Source organism: Galbibacter sp. L-19 (assembly GCF_056857615.1).
Window position 1 is genome coordinate 12,261 of the sequence record NZ_JBSXNL010000047.1, and the last position, 23,357, is coordinate 35,617.

At 34.6% G+C, this 23,357-nt stretch carries 8 protein-coding genes; 4 read left to right on the plus strand and 4 right to left on the minus strand.

Features of this window, described 5'->3' with window-relative positions; all coding sequences use genetic code 11:
* Positions 1 to 102: 102 nt before the first annotated feature.
* Positions 103 to 1,035, plus strand: coding sequence for an SPFH domain-containing protein (locus AC13CQ_RS06540; protein WP_474506883.1), 933 nt, complete (start codon positions 103 to 105; stop codon positions 1,033 to 1,035).
* Positions 1,036 to 1,350: 315 nt separating this feature from the next.
* Here the strand turns inward: AC13CQ_RS06540 and AC13CQ_RS06545 are convergent, their stop codons facing one another.
* From AC13CQ_RS06545 to AC13CQ_RS06560, 4 genes are all read right to left on the minus strand, one after another.
* Positions 1,351 to 1,554: a DUF6327 family protein gene (locus tag AC13CQ_RS06545; RefSeq protein WP_008611505.1), complete on the minus strand. Its 204-nt coding sequence runs from the start codon at positions 1,552 to 1,554 to the stop codon at positions 1,351 to 1,353.
* A gap of 67 nt (positions 1,555 to 1,621) precedes the next feature.
* A complete protein-coding gene (locus AC13CQ_RS06550; protein ID WP_008611506.1) occupies positions 1,622 to 1,975 on the minus strand; it encodes a phage holin family protein in 354 nt (117 codons plus the stop codon).
* Between the two features lie 9 nt (positions 1,976 to 1,984).
* A complete protein-coding gene (locus AC13CQ_RS06555; protein ID WP_008611507.1) occupies positions 1,985 to 2,362 on the minus strand; it encodes a YtxH domain-containing protein in 378 nt (125 codons plus the stop codon).
* 179 nt (positions 2,363 to 2,541) lie between these two features.
* Positions 2,542 to 4,224, minus strand: coding sequence for a glutamine--tRNA ligase/YqeY domain fusion protein (locus AC13CQ_RS06560; protein WP_474506882.1), 1,683 nt, complete (start codon positions 4,222 to 4,224; stop codon positions 2,542 to 2,544).
* Positions 4,225 to 4,681: 457 nt separating this feature from the next.
* On the opposite strand from AC13CQ_RS06560, the gene AC13CQ_RS06565 reads away from it, so the two are divergent.
* The 3 genes from AC13CQ_RS06565 (at position 4,682) to AC13CQ_RS06575 (ending at position 23,355) form a co-directional block, all read left to right on the plus strand.
* Positions 4,682 to 6,871, plus strand: coding sequence for a T9SS type B sorting domain-containing protein (locus AC13CQ_RS06565; RefSeq protein WP_474506881.1), 2,190 nt, complete (start codon positions 4,682 to 4,684; stop codon positions 6,869 to 6,871).
* Between the two features lie 3 nt (positions 6,872 to 6,874).
* On the plus strand, positions 6,875 to 8,983 hold the full coding sequence (locus AC13CQ_RS06570) for a PorP/SprF family type IX secretion system membrane protein (RefSeq protein ID WP_474506880.1): 2,109 nt from the start codon (positions 6,875 to 6,877) through the stop codon (positions 8,981 to 8,983).
* Positions 8,984 to 9,045: 62 nt separating this feature from the next.
* Entirely contained in the window at positions 9,046 to 23,355 is a 14,310-nt protein-coding gene (locus AC13CQ_RS06575; RefSeq protein WP_474506879.1) for a T9SS type B sorting domain-containing protein, read from the plus strand.
* Positions 23,356 to 23,357: the final 2 nt, after the last annotated feature.

Genomic DNA, 23,357 nt, shown 5'->3' on the forward strand with positions numbered 1-23,357 from the left:
GTGTATCCTTTATTAGATATCAATTATTTTCTAATATTTTATTTACAATTCTTTAATTATTCGTAATTTACCAACGTCAATCATTTACAAATATTTATAATTATGATTTTTCTAATACCTATTTTTTTCTTCGGAATTATTATTCTTTTTAGTTCCTTTTTCGTTGTAAAACAACAAACAGCCGTAACCATTGAGCGTTTTGGTAAATTTCATAGCATTCGAAACTCCGGACTTCATTTAAAAATTCCATTAGTAGATAAAATTGCTGGGCGTTTAAGTTTAAAAATTCAGCAGTTAGATGTTATTGTAGAAACCAAAACTTTGGATGATGTTTTTGTAAAGCTAAAAATATCAGTTCAGTTTTTAGTGCTGAAAAATAAAATTTATGAAGCGTTTTATCAATTAGAATATCCGCACGAACAAATAACATCTTATGTTTTTGATGTAGTACGCGCAGAAGTTCCTAAGATGAAATTAGATGATGTTTTTGTTAAGAAAGACGATATTGCTATTGCTGTAAAAGAAGAATTACAAGATGCTATGCTAGATTATGGTTATGACATTATTAAAACGCTTGTAACGGACATTGATCCTGATGCGCAAGTAAAAGCAGCTATGAACCGAATTAATGCGTCAGAGCGCGAGAAAATTGCTGCTCAGTTTGAAGGAGATGCCGCTAGAATACTTATTGTTGAAAAAGCGAAGGCTGAGGCTGAAAGCAAAAGGCTACAAGGACAAGGTATTGCAGATCAACGAAGAGAAATAGCACGTGGTCTTGAAGAGTCTGTTGAAGTTTTAAATAAAGTTGGAATTAACTCTCAAGAAGCTTCTGCTTTAATTGTGGTTACTCAACATTATGATACGCTTCAATCTATAGGTGAAGAAACTAATAGTAATTTAATTTTACTTCCAAATTCTCCACAAGCGGGGAGTGATATGCTAAACAATATGGTAGCCTCGTTTACTGCAAGTAATCAAATTGGAGAAGCTATGAAACGCCAGCGAGAGGAGCAAGATAGAAAGAATAATAAGTAGACTAAAGCATGATGTTCAATAAAATAATTTACATTTTTTTAAGCATTTTAGCTATTGGAAATATTGCTTACAGTTTTTTTGGTGAAATGGAATCGCCTACTTTTATTGGTCAAGAAATTAATATTTGGTTATACAGACTTATATGGGTTGGGTTTGCAGTCTTGTTTACAACAAAATTTTTTCAGCTTAAAAACAGGAAGAATTAAAGCAGAGTTTACAAGAGTCTATTAAAATATAAAAAGCGTTGTTGGAATTCAATTCCAACAACGCTTTTTTCTTCCAGTGACTACATTTTCTATGCATGGAAGTTATTTTTTAGCCAAATATTTTTTTTACAACTTTTAAGGCTAGGGCTCTTTTTAAGATAAATCCTGCAGTTCTACCAACTACATTTAGAAATCCAAGGTCTTCTTTTAAGCCTTCAAAATTCAGCTTTATCTCTTCCTTGGAAATATCTTTTTGTAACCGTAATACTTTTAGGTCTTTATCTATTTCTTCAAATGAAGTATAAACTTTCATATGTTTACTTTTATTGTTTTAATGCCTCATAGCTAGGTCTAATTCTTCAAGGCTCATTTATATAATATTAATCGCCATCAAAAAAATCTTTCGAAGCTTTTACCAATACTTTTCTCTCGATTGTTTTTCTGAAGCCATAATAAATTATGAGGGCAATTATAATATAGAATGCTCCAAGAATTAAAAATCCGAGCCCTAAATTATCTAACCAAGCTCCTATAAATAAGGCTATTGCAAATGTTAGTAATAACATAGCTCCAAAAAGAACAGCTCCAATGATTATAAACATAATCATTGAAGTAGTTCCTTTAGTTATCTTTTTAAAAGCGCTAAGTCTGTAGTAATCGTAATTATGCTCAATATATTCTTGAGCACTTTTATGAAGATTTTCAGCGTTTTCAGAAATATTGTTTAAAGACATATATGGAGTCTATTTAGTTGCTTTTGCTACTTTCGATTCAATTTTATTTACAATCCCGTCTTTTTGAAGTTTAGCATTTTTTTCTCTTAACTCTTCTAATTTAGCTTCTAAAGCTACTAAAATATCATCGGCTTTGTAACTCATAGAAGATAAAGTGTCTTCAAGTTTAGATTCAAAATCTACTCTAGCTTTATCCGCTTTAGTGCTTAATTGAGACGTTGTTTTTTTTAATTGCTTTTCTAACTCTTTCTGAGTTTTTTTAGCATTTTTCTGAATTTTTTTTCTAGTAACATCTCCTTTTTCTGGAGCATATAAAATACCTATTCCTGCTCCAATTGCTGCTCCTGTTAATAATGCTAATAATGTATTTCCTGTGTTGCTTGACATAGTTTTATTTTTTTTGAATTAATATATGTTGTGTGTTAATTGATAGTACCTAAGATACATAAAATGAGAGAATTTTACGAATAAAACGTCGTAATTAGCCTATTATTAACACTCTATGTTAAAGAAATAAAAAAAGCACTTTGAGAAAAGTGCTTTTAAATATAGAATTTATTATTCTTTTATGATTTATCAATCTTGGCCCAACTGTCTCGAAGTCCTACAGTTTTATTAAATACTAATTTTTCGTTGGTAGAATCTGGGTCAACATTAAAATACCCAATGCGTTGGAATTGAAAATGGTCGCCTATTTTGGCTTCTTCCACACTTGGTTCTACATATCCTTTTATAACTCTTAAAGAATCTGGGTTTACAAACTCTAAGAAATCTTTTCCTTCATGTCTGTCTGGTTCTGCTTCTGTAAACAAACGGTCGTATTCTCTAACTTCTACTTCTTTAGCATCTTTAATAGAAACCCAGTGTAGTGTACCTTTTACTTTACGCATACTTTCTTCGGTGCCACTACCACTTTTACTTAGTGGGTCGTAAGTACAATGAACTTCAATTATATTACCATCTTCATCCTTAATTGCTTTTTCAGCTTTAATGATGTAGGCATTTTTTAATCGAACTTCCCCTCCTAATTTCAAGCGGAAGAATTTTCTGTTAGCTTCTTCTCTAAAATCTTCCTTTTCTATATATATTTCTCTTGAAAAAGGTACTTTTCTGTAGGTAAGAACTTCATCCTCAGGATTATTTTCAGAGTCTACATACTCATCGGTATTTTCAGGATAATTGGTTATAACTACTTTTAAAGGGTCTAAAACTGCCATTATTCGTGGCGCTTTTTTATTTAGATCTTCACGAGCGTGGAATTCTAATAAAGAAACATCAATTAAGTTTTCTCTTTTTGCAATTCCAATTGTTTTGACAAAATTCTTAATAGATTCAGGAGTATAACCTCTTCTTCTAAGGCCAGAAATTGTTGGCATTCTTGGATCATCCCATCCATTTACAATACCTTCTTCTACCAATCTAAGCAGTTTACGCTTGCTTACTATAGTGTGACTCAAATTTCGTCTCGCAAATTCGCGTTGTTTAGGCTGCACTTGGTTAGGATTGCTAACTTGCTCTAAAAACCAATTGTACAATTCTCGGTGCATAGCAAATTCTAGTGTACAAAATGAATGAGAAACTTGTTCAATATAATCACTCTCGCCATGTGTCCAATCGTACATTGGATAAATACACCAATCGGTATTAGTTCTGTGGTGAGCCTTATGAAGAATACGATACATTATAGGGTCTCGCATAAGCATATTAGAAGAACTCATATCTATTTTAGCACGTAATACGTGGGTTCCAGATTCAAATTCTCCATTTTTCATGCGTTGAAAAAGGTCAAGATTTTCTTCTACTGAACGATTTCTGTATGGACTATCTGTTCCTGGGGTAGTAGGAGTTCCTTTTTGAGCTGCAATTTCTTCTGAAGTCTGACTGTCAACATAGGCTTTTCCGTTTTTGATAAACTCTACAGCCCAATCAAATAGTTGTTGGAAATAATCTGACGCATAGCGCACTTCACTCCATTTATAACCTAGCCATTCTACATCTCGCTTAATGGCATCCACATATTCTTGCTCTTCTTTAGCTGGATTTGTATCGTCAAATCTAAGATTTACAGGAGCATCGTATTTTTCGCCAAGTCCAAAATTTAAACAAATAGAACTTGCATGACCAATATGCAAATAACCGTTTGGTTCTGGAGGAAAACGAAAACGTAGTTTTTCCTTATCGAAGCCTTCTTTTAAATCGTCTTCAATAATATGTTCGATAAAATTTAATGATTTTTCTTCTTCTGCCATTTTATAAAAACTTATGCCCGCAAAATTACGTAATTTTTAGAGTGAATTAGAATGTTATTCTCTATTTAAATGTTCGAACTTCGTTCTAAATGATAATTTTTCGGTTAAAGAATCATTTTCTTCTATCAAGAAGATAGTTTTTGTGTGGAAAATCATTTCCTTTTTTCGATTTTCACCTCCTTCATTTTTGAGTTATTAACAAATTTGAGCTTAATTTTCCTTCAAACCCTAAAAGTATCAAAATGTTTAAAAAACACCGTGTTTATTGTTTTTATGCCATAAACCGATTAGTATGTTTTGATCTGAAATTGTGAATAACTTTATGAAAAGCATAGTTGGCATATAAAAAACCTCATTTCACCACAAAAGCAAAAAAGTGTTGAAAAAATCTTATAACTTTGGTTTTCTATTATAGAAAGTTGTTACTTTGTGATTGCCCAAATTAAAACATGAACGAATGAATAGAACTTTACCCAAAAAATCTATTCGTCTTTGTCTACTTTCGCTCCTTCTAGGGGCTTCTAGTATGCAAGCACAAGATTTAAAAAAGCCTGTTTTAGGTTTTTCAGATGCGTGTGCTTCCAAAGGCTTCAATAGTTTTTCCGCACAATTTAAGTGGGATCCTACGCCTATCGTAGCATCCAACAATGAGTTTATTCTAGAGCTTTCCAATGCCAACGGCAGTTTTTCTACCCCAACTACACTAGCAACCTTAACAGATAAAAATACAGTATTCGACTTTACTATTGAATTTGAAATGCCCGAGACTGTGCATGGCGAAAATTACAAAGTACGTGTTCGTAGCACGAATCCAGCTAAAACAAGTCCTTCAAGCGATCCTTTTGGTGCTTATTACCTTACAGTTCAAGAACCTCTAGTGGTTAATAATTTTGAAGAAGCTTCCGTCTGTGAAGCTACCACCGTTTATTTAGAGGTGGATAATTATCCTAACCAAGAAGCATACAATTGGTACAAAGACATGGCCTTGATTCCCGGAGAAAACGGCCCTTCAATTGAAGTTTCTGAGCCAGGAATTTATTTTGCTGAAATAGATTATGGGAGCTATTGTTCTACTTCTACCGCTTCAAATTTAGTTGAAGTTTATATTGAAAATTCTCTCGGAGTAGAATTAATAGGAGCCAAGAAAGTATCGCTTTGCGAAGATCAAACCTATACACTAACAACAGATTTAGCCGATGAAACCATGACGTATGCTTGGTATAAAGATGGCGAATTATTGGTTAGAAATAATAGTAATACGCTGGAAGTTAAGGGTAATGACCCTGGTTTTGCAGGCGATTATTATGTGCAAATTGAAAGACCGGGTGGATGTAACGAAAAAACATCTACTGTACAGATAGAAGCAGGCGGTTTTGAATTATCACTTGAAAGTCCGAATGGAACTTTAGTGCTTCCTCAACAATCTATTAAATTAACAGCAAATACTACAGCTGTATCGCCGAGTTTTGAATGGTATAGAAATGGAACTTTATTAGCTAATGAGATTTCTAAGGAATTAGTAGTTTCTGTAGCTGGAGATTATTACGTTAAAGTTACTCAAAGCAATGGTTGTACTGCCAGTAGAACTACAAATGCAATTTCTGTTACAGAGCCATCTGCCTATACGGCTTCCATCAATGCAGCTAATTATTCAGATTGTAGTAATAGTTCTGCTGTTTTAAATCTGGATAAAATTGAAACTACAAATTCAGACGGAACTCCCTATGTACTTCCTCAATCTGCTTTAACAAATGCTAAATACCAATGGGTATATAATCAAAAAGACTTGGCAGGAGAAACGTCAGAAAGTATAACTATTGCTAAGGCTTCCTTGAATGGAGCGTATGCTTTAAAGGTTTCCTTAGAAGGAGGGAAAGAAATTATATCCAATGTATTTAATGTAAAATTAGGATTGTCTGAAACACCAGTGCTTTCTGGAACAGGAACAGTTACTTGTGAAAATGGCAATATGATTGAAATAGCATCTTCAGTAAAAAATAGCGAATACCAATACAAATGGTTTAGAAATAATGTTGAACTTACAGAAACTAAACCAACATTTACTACAAACCTTTCAGGAACTTATAAAATGGAAGTATCCGCTTACGGATGTTCTGTAGCTTCAAATGAATTTGTGATAAACGATTTTGATACTTCTGTAGTAACATTGGATGCTTCAGGAACAATTGCAATTCCAGAGGGAGATTCTAAAGTAGTTACAGCCTCTGGAGGAGATTCTTACCAATGGTTTAATACTAAAAATGAATTGATAAGTAATGGACCTTCTGTAAGTTTATCTGAAGAAGGAGAATACATTGTTTTAGTTGCGGTAGGAGATTGCCAGCTTTCTAAAACCATAAAAGTTACCCATGTATTGAGTTATGTGGTGCCTAATGTTATAACACCAAACGGAGATGGCTTTAATGATCTTTGGATTATTCCAAATTCGTATGCGTATCAAAAAGATATTACCATTAATATCTATGAGCAGTCTGGTGCAACAATATATTCAACAAACGATTATCAAAACAATTGGCCAGAGTCATCCAGTATAACATATTCTGGGAGTAGACCTCCAATTTATTATTACAGAATTACTAAGGGAAAAGAAACGTTAAAGCAAGGAACTATAACAGTTATTAAATAAAAAATGAAGCTCAGGTTATTATACATCCTACTTATATTAAGCACCTGCCTTTTTGCGCAGGAGGATGCACCTGTGGCTTCTATTGACATTCCTGCTCAAAACTCATTAAAGTTTAATCGTTTTTTAATCAATCCTACTTTTTCAACGGTTAACGAAGATTATTCTTATTTCAATCTTTATCATAGAAATCAATGGGTAAACTTTGAAGATAATTATCAAACGTATTTAGGAAGTTATTCAGGAAGAATAAGTGATCGTTCAGGATTAGGATTAAGCGTTTATCACCAACGTTTTGGAACCATCTCCAATTTTGGAGTTATGGCGAATTACGCATATGGAATCCGACTATCAGAAAAAAGTAACCTTACTTTTGGTTTCAACTTGTCTTATTACAATAGCGGTGTTGATAAAAGCAATATTAATCCGTCGCAACCAGACGACCCAACTATTGCAGATTTACAAGATGGCTCTTTGCTTTCTTTTCAGCCAGGGATAAATCTTTCTATTGGAAGCTTTGATGTTGGTATTTATGCCGAGAATGCATTTGATTATAACTTAAGAACCAATGAGTCTTTAACCGATTTTAACGATAAAACTTTTACAGGTCATTTAATGTATACCAATCGGTTTAAAAATGGTGTTGGTATTATGGAAGATGCCAAGCTAACTGCATTAACAAGAGTTAGAAGAGTAGGAGAAGAAGATTTAAATCTATCAGGAAGTTTAATATTAGACTTACCAAAATTAGGATGGATACAAACAGGTTATGATGACTATTATGGAATTGCAGCTGGGTTAGGATTTAATATCACCAAAAGACTGTCGTTAGGCTATACAATGGAAAAAGGGGTAAGCGGACAAGTATCTAATTTTGGGCTAACCCACGAAATAAACTTTGCGTATTCTTTCCAACCAACCTTAAGCGAGAATAGGGTTTTTGAAGATTTAGAAGAAGATGAAGAACTACTTTTAGTAGAAAACGAAACCCCACAAGATACAATTACCGATAAAGATGCAGAGATTGCTAGACTACGTAAGTTAGTTGCTGAAAATAACATGATTATTGATGAAATGATGTTTAAGCAAGACTCTATGGAAGAAGCACGAAAAAATGATGTAAATAAGCGCTTTGCATATATTATTAAATATGTAAATGACAATAAAGGAAAAGGGAATGAGCAAGAAGTAAAAGCACGTGCCGTTGCCATGATGAAAGAAATTGATGAAGAAGCTTATGAGAAAGCTCAAATAAAATACACTAATGATTATAACAATATAGGAACGTCAAATAAACGATCTTACGCTAAGAATACACAATCTAAAGACAGTGAGGTTTCCCCAAAACCTGTTGGTAGCACTAACGTAAGCTCTGATAAACGAATAACTGCATCAGCAACAACAACAAACCTAGCAAATGTAGATGATGGAGCTTACGTTATTGCCAACGTATTTAAAAAGGACGAATACCTTAATAAATTTTTAGAGGAGTTAAAAAGTAAAGGAATTGATGCTGATTACTTTGAAAAGAACGGTTTAAAATATGTTTATATAGAAAGATATGCTACTGTAAAAGAAGCGCAACAGGCACAACAAGATAATTTTAATGGAACTTATTCTGATGCGGTTTGGGTTTTAAATATTGACAACAATAAAAACGGAATCCCATCATCTAATACAAATAAAGCCTATGCTTCCAACAGCCGGAATAAAGCTGATAAAGTTCGAAAGTATAATTCAGAAATAAACACTGAAATTGATTATTTAGAAAATGGATTGAGTCAATGTACTGATAGGTATGTTACTAGAATTTTTCAGTCGGATGAGTTAGGTTATTCTGATGAGATGGTAGTAGAAAAACCATCCAAAGTTAAACCACAAAGCAAAGGATATTATATTATAGCGAATGTATTTTCAGAAGAAAAAAATGCAAGGAACTATGTTGATAAATTAAAACAAGAAGGTTACGATGCCAATATTTTTATTAACCCTAAAAATAATTATAAATATGTGTACTTAAACAAATATGATAATTGGCAGAACGCCATGAAATCATACCGAGCCAGTATTAATTATAAAAATGATATTTGGATCATGCCTATGAAAAGTACATAGCATATTATATAAAAACATACATAAAATAAATTAATAGTAACAAGTCCCCAAAGCTTAACACTATGAAAAAAAACTACTTTACGCTAAATACGTACATTCTGTTCGCATGCATATTCTTTGCATGTGTTTCCTCTTTATCAGCACAGGTAAAAAATGATTTTGATGTTAGATTTCAAAATAACATAAGGGGAGAACTTACCTTTATTGCTAACAATATAGTAAATAGGGATACTAATAATAGAGACCCAGAAGTTCCTTATAATGCTACAGGAAGTAGTTCTAGCTATAATGATGATCTTAATATGCAATACATCGATATTGATAATGATGGTTCTACATTTAGTTCAAGTAGTGCTGTACTTTCTGTGCCCGATCCAAATTGTAGCCGTATTGTTTATGCTGGGTTATATTGGTCGGCAGTGTATACTGAGAGTGACAGGAGCGATTTTAATCAGGTAAAATTTAAAATACCAGGGAGCGCATACCAAAATCTTACAGCCGATGAGGTGCTATTTGACGGTTATAATGACTCTGATTTTGGTGATTATGGACCGTACGCTTGTTATAAAGATGTTACTTCTATAATTAATACTATGGCAAATCCTGATGGAGAATATGTTGTAGCTAATGTTAGGGCGAGTTCTGGTAGTTCAATTAGAGGAGGTATTTCAGCAGGGTGGACTATGGTTGTTGTGTACGAGAATCCAACATTACCTGGAAAGTATATCACAACATTTGATGGCTATGCAGGTGTAAAAAGCGGAGAAAGCGTTGATATTCCCTATAATGGTTTTATAACGCTTCCGCCACCATTCCCAGTATATGCTAAAATGACCGTTGCTACTTTAGAAGGAGATAATCGAATTACTGGAGACCAACTTTCCATTAAGGCTAATAGAAACGCTACTTTCACAACTCTAGGTAACAACACTAATCCAAGTAATAATTTCTTCAATAGTAATATAACCATTGAAGATAATCTTGTTACAACAAGAACACCAAACAGTACTAATACACTAGGTTGGGATGTTGATTTATTCACCATAAACAATCCTAATAATTCTGTTATACCAAATGACGAGACTGGAGCAGTCCTTCGTGCTAGTTCAACAGGAGATAAATATGATATCTTTTTTAGTTCTTTTTCTGTTGAAGTAATAGAACCGGATATGCAATTGGCAAAAGGAGTTTTTGATACTGATGGAAAAGATATACAAGGGCAAGAAGTAGCTTTAGGACAAGAAATTCAATATTCACTAAGTTTTGATAACATTGGAAATGATGATGGAACCAATTTTACTATTAAAGACATTCTTCCGGTTAATGTTGATTTTATAAATGCCGAATTGCCACCTACTATCGGGGGCCAACAAATTACATACACACATGATATTACAACGAACGAATTAATATTTACCATTCCCGATATTTATGTGGAAGTTCCACGAGATGATTATACCATTAAGATAAATGTTCGGGTGCAAGAGGATTGTGATAAATTACGGGATGCATGTTCCAATATAATTCAAAATCAAGCGTATGCAACATACCAAGGTGTATTAAATGATAATGAAATATCAGACGATCCTAGTGTATCGGGTTTTGATACTTGTAATTTTGGAATACCTGGATCTACAAATTTTCTACCAAACTTAGATGAGTGTAATTTCGAAAGAGAAATTGCTATTTGTGGAGATTCTATTGAATTAATTGCTGGAGCAAACTATGATACGTATCAATGGTTTTTTCAGAATCCAGACGGAACTTACAGGGCATTAACAGGAGTTGTTAATGGAGCTTTAGGACAAACGTATACAGCTACTAATTATGGAACTTATAAGGTTGAAAAGAAAATAACCGAACCATGTAAAGATTATGATGAGTTTATTACAGTTGTACCAAGAAGTAATGATTTAACAAGTCCGTTTGCTTCTGTGGCCGATCAAGTAGTTACATGTCCGAATGATGGGACTTTATTGCCAAAATTTTTCTTATGCGGAACTAATGATGACCGAATGCTTAATGTAAGTTTTCCGGATGCAGTGGCTTTAGTTTGGCAAAAGTTAGATGACAACTGCTCTGCAGCCTCTATTGAAGACGATTGCCCTTCAAAGGATAATTCGTGTACTTGGAATGATGTTGGAACAGGGGATCAATACGAACTTTCAGGTCCAGGAGAATATCGTTTAGAAGTTCGTTATCAAAACAATTGCTTTAACCGTTTTTACTTTAAAGCTTACGAAAATTCGGTAGACCCTACTATTACAAAAGAGGATATTATTTGTGACACAAAAGGTAGAATAGATATTTCGGGTATAGGTAAAGGTTATGAATATGCTATAGCTTTATCATCTAATGTTTTTGATCCAAACACGGCTACATGGCAAGACGAAACTTCTTTTGAAGTAGAAATTGCAGGTACTTACAATGTATACATTCGTCAGGCAAATATTGATTTAGAAGATGGAGACAGAGAGCCATGTTTGTTCAAATTTGAAAATGTAGTTATTACCAAAAGAGAATTTGCTGTAGATGTAACTGTAAACAACCCTACTTGTAGTAATGCCAAAGGATCGTTCGATATTAATGTAAGTGGCGCAAGAGCATGGTACACCTACGTGATAAAAGATGAGGCAGGAGCTGTTGTTGATGATGAAAATCAATCGGATGATAATTTTCATCAATTTGCAGAGCTTGATCCTGGGACTTATTCTATCGAAGTTACAACAGAAGATGGCTGTACTTTTTCTGAACCTTATACAATTATAGCTCCAGAGAATATGGAGCTTAACGCTGTTGTTTCTCAAAATGTTAGTTGTAGAGAAGGAAATATTTTATTGAATGCAACAGGAGGAAAAACACCATATAATTACGCTATTTGGAGTTATATTGATGAAAATGGAAACGGAGGAGATTTATATGCTTCTGTAGATGACATCCCCGCAGATGCTTACCAAACAAGAAATATTTTTGATATATTTCTTGGAGAACAAGGACAATATGAGTTTATAGTTTTAGATAGAAATAATTGTTATGTCATTTCAAATAGAGTAACCATTATTGTAGAACCTGATGTAGAATTTTCTGTCGACCATACAGACGAAATATGCTTTGGTTCAAATGACGGAACAATAACAGTAAATTTAATTAATGCTAATGGTTATAAAGTATTATATAGCATAGATGGGGAAGAATTTGATGCAAATCCAAACTTTAATAATTTAGAGCCTGGAGAATATAATGTAATTGTAAGAGGGAGTAAAGGTAATAGAACTTGTGATTTTGATACTATAATAACTATAGAAGAGGGAGTTCAAATTTCAGCTGATGCAAATCTAACAAACGATTATACTTGTTTAGAAAATGGACAAATTACTTTTGGTAATGCAACTGGTGGTTCAGGAATTTTTGAGTATTCTATTGATGGTGTAAATTGGCAGGACAGTCCTGTTTTTAATAATCTAACAGCTGGAACTTTTACTCCTAGCTATAGAGATAAGAATAATCCAGATTGTGTTCAAGAAACTAATGAAATTACAATAGATCCTTTAACTCCTCCTACAGATATTAGTTTTAATACAACTGTTCCTCAATGTCCGGCACAAACGTCTAATGTTACACTTTCTGTTGTTGGTGGAGCGGGTTTAATTAATTATGAAATTATTGCACCTGCATCTTCTGTTACTGTTAATGGAACCAATAACATATTTAATGGTTTAGCAGCAGGTAATACATATACCTTTAAAGTAACAGACGAAAAAGGCTGTACTTATAATGAAAACCTAACTATTCCTCTATCAACTCCAATAGGAGTAGTAGGGCAGTTAATTAGTAATGTAAGTTGTGTTAATGGATCAGATGGAGAAATAAGATATACTGTAAGCGGATTCATTACTAATTATAATTATACCGTTGTAGATGCATCAAATACAGAAGTACAATCTTCGGCTACACCACAAACAAATTCAATAATAGATATTACTGGATTAGAAGCAGGAGTTTATACAATTACTGTAACAGACCCTCAAACAGATTGTACAGATACCGATACTGTTACCATAGAAGAACCAACTTCACAATTAGTATTGGGCACTCCAGATATAACACATGAGAGTTGTTCTCCATCTGGTGCAGTTTTAGGATCCGTAACTATAACTGCATCTGGAGGATGGGGAAGTTATACATATAACCTTTTAGATAGTTCAAATACTTCAATAACTAGTAATACTTCAGGATCCTTTACAGGACTTTCTTTTGGAAGTTATACTATTGAAGTACAAGATGCTAATGGATGTAATGTAGCAACAAGTAATTTTAATATTGATGCAGCTATTCCACCAGTACTTTCTATTTCTGCAAATGATGTTTGTTATGACGCCACAACAGGATTAACATTAACAGCTTCTGTAATTTCTGGTGGTTCTGGGATTTTAAGTTATACATTAAATGGAGGGAGAACCAATACAACAGGAAGCTTTGATAAGTTAGGTCCCGGAACTTATACAGTTACAGTAACTGATGAAAAGAATTGTACCGATACAGAAACCATTACGGTTAATCCGGAGTTGGATGTAATAGCTTCAGCAAATCCGATTTCAGCTTGTGGGACATCAACAGATGTAACCATTACAGCAACGGGAGGTGATGGAAATTATGTATATGCTATTGTTCCTGATGGCATCACACCAAATTCTTTTTCAACAACCAACCCCGTAAATATTACCACAGCTGGAGATTACGATGTATATGTAAGAGATCATGCTGGAGGAACTGGATATTGTGAAGCCAAATACGATATTACCATTACTGCCGACCCTGAGCTTAAGGTAACAGCTTCAAATACAGAAATTTTATGTAATGGAACAACATCTACGTTAACCATAACTGCAGGAGGAGGTTCTGGAAATTATACTGGATATTCTATTGATAATGGCTCAACGTTTCAACCATCAAATGTATTTAATAATCTTATCTCTGGAAACTATAATATTGTTGTAAAGGACTCCCAAGGATGTGAAGTAGATTTATTTTATACGATAAACCAGCCGCAAGAGTTAACAGCTTCAGCAAATGTGGCAGCTTTAGTAGAATGCAATCCGAGTGTTGGTGCCGATGTTAGAATTACCAATGCACAAGGAGGAACAATTCCATATGAATATAGTTTTGATGGTGGATCAAGTTATGGGGCATCTGCGACTCAAAATTTAATGCCGGGAACATACGAATTATATATAAAAGATGCTAGCGGATGTATTTTTGGACCTATGCCAATTACGGTAGAAGAAGGACCAGAAGAGCCTGAATTAGATGCCCTAGTTGATTATAATTGCGATGGTACAGGAAGCATAACTGTTAACGCTTCACCTTCAACGTATGATTATACTTATCAGTTGAATGGAGGAACTGAACAAGTATCTAACGAATTTGAAGGGGTAGCTCCTGGAACTCACGATATAACGGTTAATTATATTAGTAATTTACCTGCTACTCCAAGTGTTTTATTGGTGGAAGATTTTGGATCGGGTCCGAACACAAGCATCCCAAGTATTGATTCTTCAGTTTACTGTTATGAAGATCAAATAGCTGGAGGAAATTGCGGATCTCAGGAAGATATAAACGATACTAGAATTAACGATGGTGAATATTCGGTAACTCAAAAAATAGCACAAGACTTTGGAGATTGGGTTGATGTTATAGATCACACAGGAAATACGAACGGTAGATTCTTAGCTATTAATATTGGGGGTGTTGCCGGAATGGGTGGTGTTATTTACAGAAAGCCAATAAAAGATTTCCTTCCCAACCAAGATGTACAAGTTTCTATATGGGGACAAAATTTAATGGAATCTTTTACAGGTTCTAGTAAAGGAGACCCTAATATTGTAATTCAATTAGTAGATCCAAGTAATGATGCTGTTATTGCTCAAGACTTAACAGGTATTATTCCTAAGTCAGAACAATGGGAGCAATTTATTATAGATTTAAATCCGAATGGTCATACTGAGTTAGATTTGGTGGTTAGAACCAATTCAACAGTAGAAGATGGAAATGATTTAACTATAGATGATATTTTAGTAACTCAAATACCAGAAAAATGTCCTTTAAGTAAAGATATTAAGGTTATTGTTGAAGACGGTCACAAGTTTACAGCAGAAGTTATAGGTACAACTAGTGTAAGCTGTAATGGAGATAACAATAGTGAAGTTACCATTTCAGTAACCAATTTCGGTGCTAGTGGATATGAATATAGCTTGGATAATTTTGCTACTTCCGCATTAGGAACATCAACCAGTGCTACAGAAACAATTTCTGTAGGATTAGGAGCAGGAACGTATACATTATCCGTTCGGGATATTGATAATCAAAGTGCTACCCCTTCTCTTGCGTGTAGTAAAGATTTACTTTTTATCATTACAGAACCAGATCCAGTAGTGGTTACTGCACAAATAACTTCAGAAATAACATGTAATGTAGCAACAGCTACCATAACTGCAACAACAGCCACTGGAGGAACACCTGGATATACATACCAGTTGGAGGATACAGCAGGAATCTCTATTGCAGGATATGAGTTTGCTGCTAATGGGACGAATAGAGTTTTTAGCAATTTACCAATAGGAGATTATATAGTACGTGTAAAAGATAGTAATAATTGTGAGGGAGTATCAACCGCAGTATCAGTAACCGCTCCAAACCCTATTACTTTTACTGCCATTCCAACAACTTGTTACGCTGGCGATAACAATGCTACAATTGAAATTGAGGTAACAAATGGAAATGGAAACTATCAAGTAAGTATCAATGGAGGAATCTTTAAGGGTTTTAATATTGATGCCACACATCATACTATTTCTGGACTTGTACCAGGAGATTATGATATTACAATTAAAGACGGATTTGGATGTAGTCTTACATTAGATGATGTTACTATAACGGAAAAATTAGATGCAGTAGTTGTCCCAACAGATATAGCTTGTAACGATGGATCTATTGAAGTAACAGCATCGGGGGGAGACGGAAGTTATGAGTATGCCTTTATGGATGATGGAGTTATACCAACAAATGCAGACTATATAAGCACAAATATTTTAACGATTACTTCTGGTAATGCAGGTTTATACGATGTTTATGTAAAAGATGGAAGCGGTGTATGTAATTACATGGAAACTGTTGAGGTGAAAGAAGTTACTTCAATAAGTACAGCTGTTACAGCTACACAACCTAAATGTCATGACGACAAGGGTTCTTTAGAATTAACTATTTCTGGAGGCGTAGGCCCTTTTGATATTGTTGTAAATGATGGAGTTACAAATGTAGCTACTGTAGATAATTTTACAGGGAATAGCAGAACTTTTTACAATCTTCCTCCTGCAAACTATACCATTACAGTAACCGATAATTATGGTTGTCCTGCTCCAGCTACTGCAGCAATTATAGCTCCAGATGAACTAACGGCAACTATTGATCCAATTTTACCAGCTAGTTGTGTGAGTGCTGTTGATACAGATTATGGGTTTGAATTTGAAAATTATACAACTACTATAGGTACTGTTGAGTTTAGTGCAGATGGAGGAATAACTTGGCAATCTTCACCTCAATTTACAGGTACAGATTATTTATCAGGGGAGATAGTATATCCATCTATTAGGACTGTAGATGGATCTGGAAATACTATTTGTCAAAAAGATTTTCCTAGATATATTATTCCTTATCCTTTAGATGATCTTAATATTACTATTGATGCTATTATTGTTAATTGTAATGAGATATTGGTAGATGTTCAAGGAACACAAGGAGCTCCTCCTTATGAATATACTTATACAGAGGATCCAAGTACTTTTAATCCAGCAACAGCTTCTTGGACTACACCAACTTCTGGAAATCATGTGTTTAATTCTTTAACACCAACAAACCCGCTAATACCAGGTAGAACCTATGTGTTTTATGTAAGAGATAATGTGGGTTGTGTACGTCAAAGCAGTAAAAATGTAAATGATATAGTAACACTCCCAATGGAGATTACAAGTACCTACGAGCCGGCTTGCTCAGGCAGTAATGATGCTGAAATTACATTTACAGTTACCGATACAGATGGAACAGTAGAAAATAGGATGCGTTGGGAATTATTTGATATTGATGGAAATGTTGTAACAACAAGTGGGGGAATAGTTCCTTTTACTTCTCCACAAGACATTACAGTAACTGGTTTGCCTCCTCACCAAGAATATTATATAACTGTTACTCAGGTTGATGATAGCGATAATGACAGTTGTGTTGGTGCTACTGAAAACATTCTTATTGAAGAACAAGACCCAATCTCAGGAAATCCTAATAACATAAGAGATATTACCTGTGAAACAGCAGGGTTAATAGAAGTTCCTGATATTACAGGTGGCGGTGGAGAATACACCTATATTCTTACAAGTACTAATTTTGATACGAATGGAGATGGTGTTAGTGATACTGCCGATGAAATTAGAACTACTAACAACCCAATGGAAGTTTCTATTGATGATGTTTTAGATCCATCAGTTGTTTCGATAACTATAAGTATATCTGTTGTAGACCAATTTGGATGTGAAGATTATATAGGAGATGTTACACTTAACATTTCTCAACCCCCATCTATTACAGACATAGTAACAGATAATTGTGACGGAAGTTCTACTATCACTATTATAGCAACTGGAGGATCAGGAGATTATTATTATTCTATCGATAATGGAATAACTTTTGGTCAGTTAAACGATAATGAGTTTACAAACCTTGCAGTAGGTAGTTATGATATTTTAGTAAAAGATACCAATGGCTGTATTACAACTGGAACTTCAGCAGTAAACATTTATGAACCGTTAACTGTTAAAGCGGATGTAAATGAAAAATTAGATTGCCAAATAGGGGATGAAGATGCTGAACTCATTTTTGAAGTAAACGGAGGCTCTTCAGGTTCTGCCCTTTCAAATATTACCTATACAATTACAGGACCAGCCGGATTTAGTAACCCTGCTACAAATGTTACCATGGTTACAAACCCTACAATTTTTACACAAGCAAATGTTCCTGGAACATATACAATTGCAGTAACAGATGCTGCAAATGGAGGGTGTACAGTTTCTGTAAATGTAGATGTACCAGTTAAATTAGAGCCAGTTCCTGCAATAGAAAATAAAACGGATGTAGATTGTTTTAATGCCGACAATGGAACGATTACTGTTTCGGCAGTAGACAATGGTATCGGGCCCTTTACGTTTGTTATTACGGAATTAAATGGATCTTCAATTACCAATATTCAACCAGATAATGCTGCGCCTTCATATCAAGCTACATTTAGTGGTTTAGCAGGTACAGTTGCTGGAAATGAATATACTATTGAGGTAATAGGAAATTCTAATAATCAATGTTCTTCCACCATTACAGAAACTATTTATCAGCCTGAAGTACTTGAAGACTTAACATTAAATGTTACTGAGTTTGCTTGTACCACAGGAAATTCCTTGAATAAAGCAACAGTTACGGCGAGTGGAGTTAATGGAGGTACAGGAGATTATACCTATGAGTTTATTTACGATAATGGAACACCAGGAGATCCAGCCGATGACAGAACTCAAAAGGGAGATGAAGTATCTTTCAATGTTACAAATATTGCTGGGGGTAGTGTTGTTGTAAATGTTTATGACGAACATGGATGTTCTATTTCAGATACTGAAACAATTTTACCATATAACCGATTAGATAATATCGTGGCAATACCAACTAATCCAACTTGTAGAGGTGGAGATGGAGAGATTAAAGTAGACGCTACCTTATCTCTTGGAATAGGTTCGGATATATTAATTTATACACTTTATGATACTGCTGGCAATGAGTTGGATACACGTACTGCGAGTTCAGACACACATACTTTTACAGGACTAGATATTGGAAATTATCAAATAAAAGTTGTTAATGATAATACAGGTTGTGAATTAAACACTACAGCTGAACTTACCGATCCAAATACTTTTGAAATCGACTTAAATGTTACTTCTAGTGTAGTTTGTTTTGGTTCTGCAACAGGAGAAATAGAAATAGAATTGGTAGATCCAACCTATATAGGAGACGTTTTCGTATATATTTATAATACTAATGGCACTCCAAATGATAGGACTGATGATGGAACTCCTATAAAATCGGATACTGGTATAGCAAATACAATAATTACATTAGATCAGTTTGATGCAGGAGTTTATTTAGCTGAAGTAGTTCAAGATAACGCTCCTTATTGTACTCAAACTACAATATTTACCATTGCTACACCATCGGTTGATATAACTGCTACGGCAAGTGCAACAGCGCAAACGTGTAGTTTAAATGATGGCATCATAGAAATCACTAATGTATCTGGTGGTTGGGGTGGCTATAAATATTATGTAGACACAACGCCAATCGCAGATGAAAATGATATTACTAATTATTCTGATAGCCCTCGTTTTCAAGGCTTGGCTACAGGTACATATGAAATATGGGTAATCGATCAAAAAGGTTGTTCAGTTCAATTACCTTCTGAAGGAATTATTAATCCAACACCAATTATTGGAGATATTAATGCTTCAACTCAAAATTGTGAAGGATTGAGTGGAGAAATTACAGTAGATAATGTTACTGGAGGTTCAGGAGGACTTTATACATTCCAATTGATTAAAGATGGAGTTGATTTTGGGGCTCCTCAAACAGGAATGACAACAGTTTTTACAGGCTTAGGTGCAGGAGATTACGAAGTTAGAATTTCTGATAACTGGGATTGTTCTGTGGTTTTATTAACTCCAATTACTTTATATGAAGAAATAGCACTAAATTATACTATAGATAGTAGTATATCATGTGATGCCTCTAATAATAATCTTGGAGGACAAGTTACAATCAATGCAATTGGAGGAAATGGTACATACACATTTGAAGTTGAATATCCTGATGGAACTACAGCAAACAACGGAAGTATAGCTACCTTTACAGGTCTAGATCAAGTTGGAACCTATATATTTACAGTTACAGATGGTGTGGGTTGTGATGAACAAATAGATTTAGAGCTTGAAGCCCCTATAATTCCGGAATTAATAATATCTAAGAAAACAAATGTTTCTTGTGAAGGATTAAGTGATGGAACTATTAAAGCAACTGTAAACTCTTCTACATCTGTAAACCCTCCTTATACATATGTATTAACGGGTCCAAATACGGCTACGAATACAAGTGGATTATTTACAGGATTGCCAGTTGGAAACTATACAATTACGGTAAGTTCAGTTTTAGGATGCTTTGATGAAGAGATTGTAGAAATTACTGAGCCATCCGCTTTAGATTTTATGGCCGTGGTTACTACAGAATTTTCATGTAACCCAGATAATACTATTGCAGTAGGGCAAATTACAGTCAATGTAGACCCTATTACAGGAACAGCACCTTATTTATATAGTATAGATGGGACAAATTATCAAAACAGTAATGTTTTTGATGTAGTTGATACTGGAAACGATGAAACCTATACATTATATGTTAAAGATGCAAATGGGTGTTTTGATACTTACCCAGTAACAATAAATACACTTCCTAAAATTACAGCGGTAGGAGTTACACCAGTAAGAGCCATTACATGTGCTAATACTGAAGAAGTTGCCGTTACAATAGATGGAGGTTCTGGAGATTTTTCAGTTGAATTACTACCTGTAGGGCCGACAAAACCATTAATTGGACAAACAATAAACTTTGATTTGCCAACACCAGGAGATTATGTCTTCCAAGTAACAGATAATGTAACAGGATGCTTCTTTATTACAGCTCCATATACAGTAAATCCTTATAATACTATCAAAGCTACGGCTAATGCGAGTTCATCGGTAAGCTGTATTGGTTCCGCAACAGGAGAAATTACTATTAACGTAAGCGATTATATTGGAGATTATACTTATGAAGTGTTTGCTAGTAATGGAACATCTATTGGGGTGACAGGATCAGGGATAGCTTCAACGCCAATAGCTATAAGTGGAATTCCAGCAGGGAATTATTATGTTGAAGTTATTGCTCTAGATTCTCCTTACTGTCCAGCTACATCTAATACAGTAAATATAAAGTCCCCTACAAAAGGACTAGATCTAAACGCTGTGGTTACAGAAGATTTGAGTTGTATTACAAATCAAGCTGAGATTGTTGCTACTGCAACCGGAGGATGGGGAAGCTATCAATATGCCTTAGTTTTACAGGGAGCTACTCCTTCAACTGGAGATTATAGCGTAAATAATATTTTCACGAATGTTTCAGCAGGAATTTATGAAGTATACGTAAAAGATGCTGAAGGTTGTGAAGAGATAGAAACAGTTACGCTAACGCAACCTACTCCTATTAATGCAACAGCTACTGCAACTTCTATTGATGTGCTTTGTGAGGGAGATAAAACAGGAAGTATAACGGTTACAGGAGTTACTGGTGGTAGACCTGATTTTGATGCTACGGTTGAGTATTTGTATATCTTAAATAGACTTGACCAGAGTGGAGGAGTTATTTCTAGCTCTGCACCACAATTGTCAAATGTATTTAATAATCTGGGAGCAGGAGATTATAGTGTAACAGTTACCGATAATCACGATTGTGATTTTGTCACTCTTCCAGTTTCAGTTACAGAACCAACGGAGGTATTTGCTTCATTACGTTTAGTAGCAGGTAATACGTGTACAACAGGAGCTACGTTAGAATTAACTGTAACAGGTGGCACAGGTTCGGGTTATGAATACAGTACCTCAGCAAATAGTGGTTGGATGAGTATGAGTGGCAATAGCATTCAAATTGATGTCCCAGAACCCATTACAACAACAGAAATGCATCAATATTATGTAAGAGATTCTAATGGTTGTATTTCAAATATTTCAAATAGTGTAACAATATCTCCAATACGTCCTCTAGAAATTACACCTACTGTAGTTGCAGATGTAAGTTGTTATGACGAAGCAACAGGCTATATTAAAGTTGATGTAACCGGTGGTTTAGGAGATTATTTATATACGTTGTTCGATGTTTCAGGAAATGTAGTGGTAAGACCACAGCAATCAGGAAATACATTCTCAGATTTACCTGCTGGGGTTTATTTTGTTGAGGTTGAAAGTGGCGATTGTATAGCGCAAGAGCGTATTCAGATTGAAGAAGGGGAGGAACTAACCTCTAAAGAACCTGTAATTTTCAATCCTATATGTTCAGACGATTTAGGTAGCATAGAATTAGAGCTTCAAGGAGGTTCTGGAGTATATCAATATGCAATATCTCCAAATCTAGATCAATTCCAAAACAAAAATGTTTTTGAAGACTTAGAGCCAGGAACGTATACCATTATTGCTCAGGATTCTAAAGGTTGTAACCCATTTGTTTATAAAAAGGAGATTGTTGCACCAAGTCCAGTTGCTGCTAAGGCCAATATTTTGGAGAAAGAGTTTTGTGCTGGAGACAAAACAGCAAGCTTTGAAATTAATATTGAAGGGGGTACGCCTCCTTATTATACCGCTTTAAATACGCAAGAAGACGATAAGTTTATAGAAAACAAAACAATGTTTGACGGTTTAGAGGGGGGAGAAACTTATGTTGTTTTTGTTAAAGACGCCAATGGATGTTCTACAAATGTTATTGTAACATTGGATAAATCGGTTGATCTTTCTCCAAGAGCAGAGATGAGTCAGAATTGTTTTGACAATAGTGCGGTTAATGAGGTTACAATTATGTTGGCTCAAGATAATTTAGAAGATGTTATTTACACTTTGGATGGAGGAGTAGATCAGTTTGAAAATAGATTCTCAAACCTTGCCCCAGGAAAACATACGGTTACTGTTTCTTACTTTGGATGTGAGAAAACTGTGGATTTCACAGTAGATCCAATAGTTCCTTTAAACCTTTCGGTAGGAGAAAGTAATATTAACGAGTTTACCATTTTACCTACTGGTGGAGCTGCTCCGTATGAGTATTTTATTGATGGGGTTTCTAATGGAAACGATTCCAAATATGTTATTAGAGAAAGTGGTGTTTATGAAGTTAAAGTTATAGATGCTAATGGGTGTGAAGTTGTTGCGCAGATTGAGATGGAATTTATAGATATAGATGTTCCAAATGTATTCACTCCAGATGGCGATAATAATAACGATACTTGGACTCCTAAAAACACGCTCTTATATCCTAAAATAGTTACCAAAATCTATGATCGCTACGGAAGGGTGGTTGCAGAACTTCGTGTTGGAGACGAATGGGATGGACGTTATAACGGTGCCTTATTACCAACAGGAGATTACTGGTATGTTATTAAGCTGAATGGTGCAGAGGACGATAGAGAGTTTGTTGGACATTTTACACTTTATAGATAAAG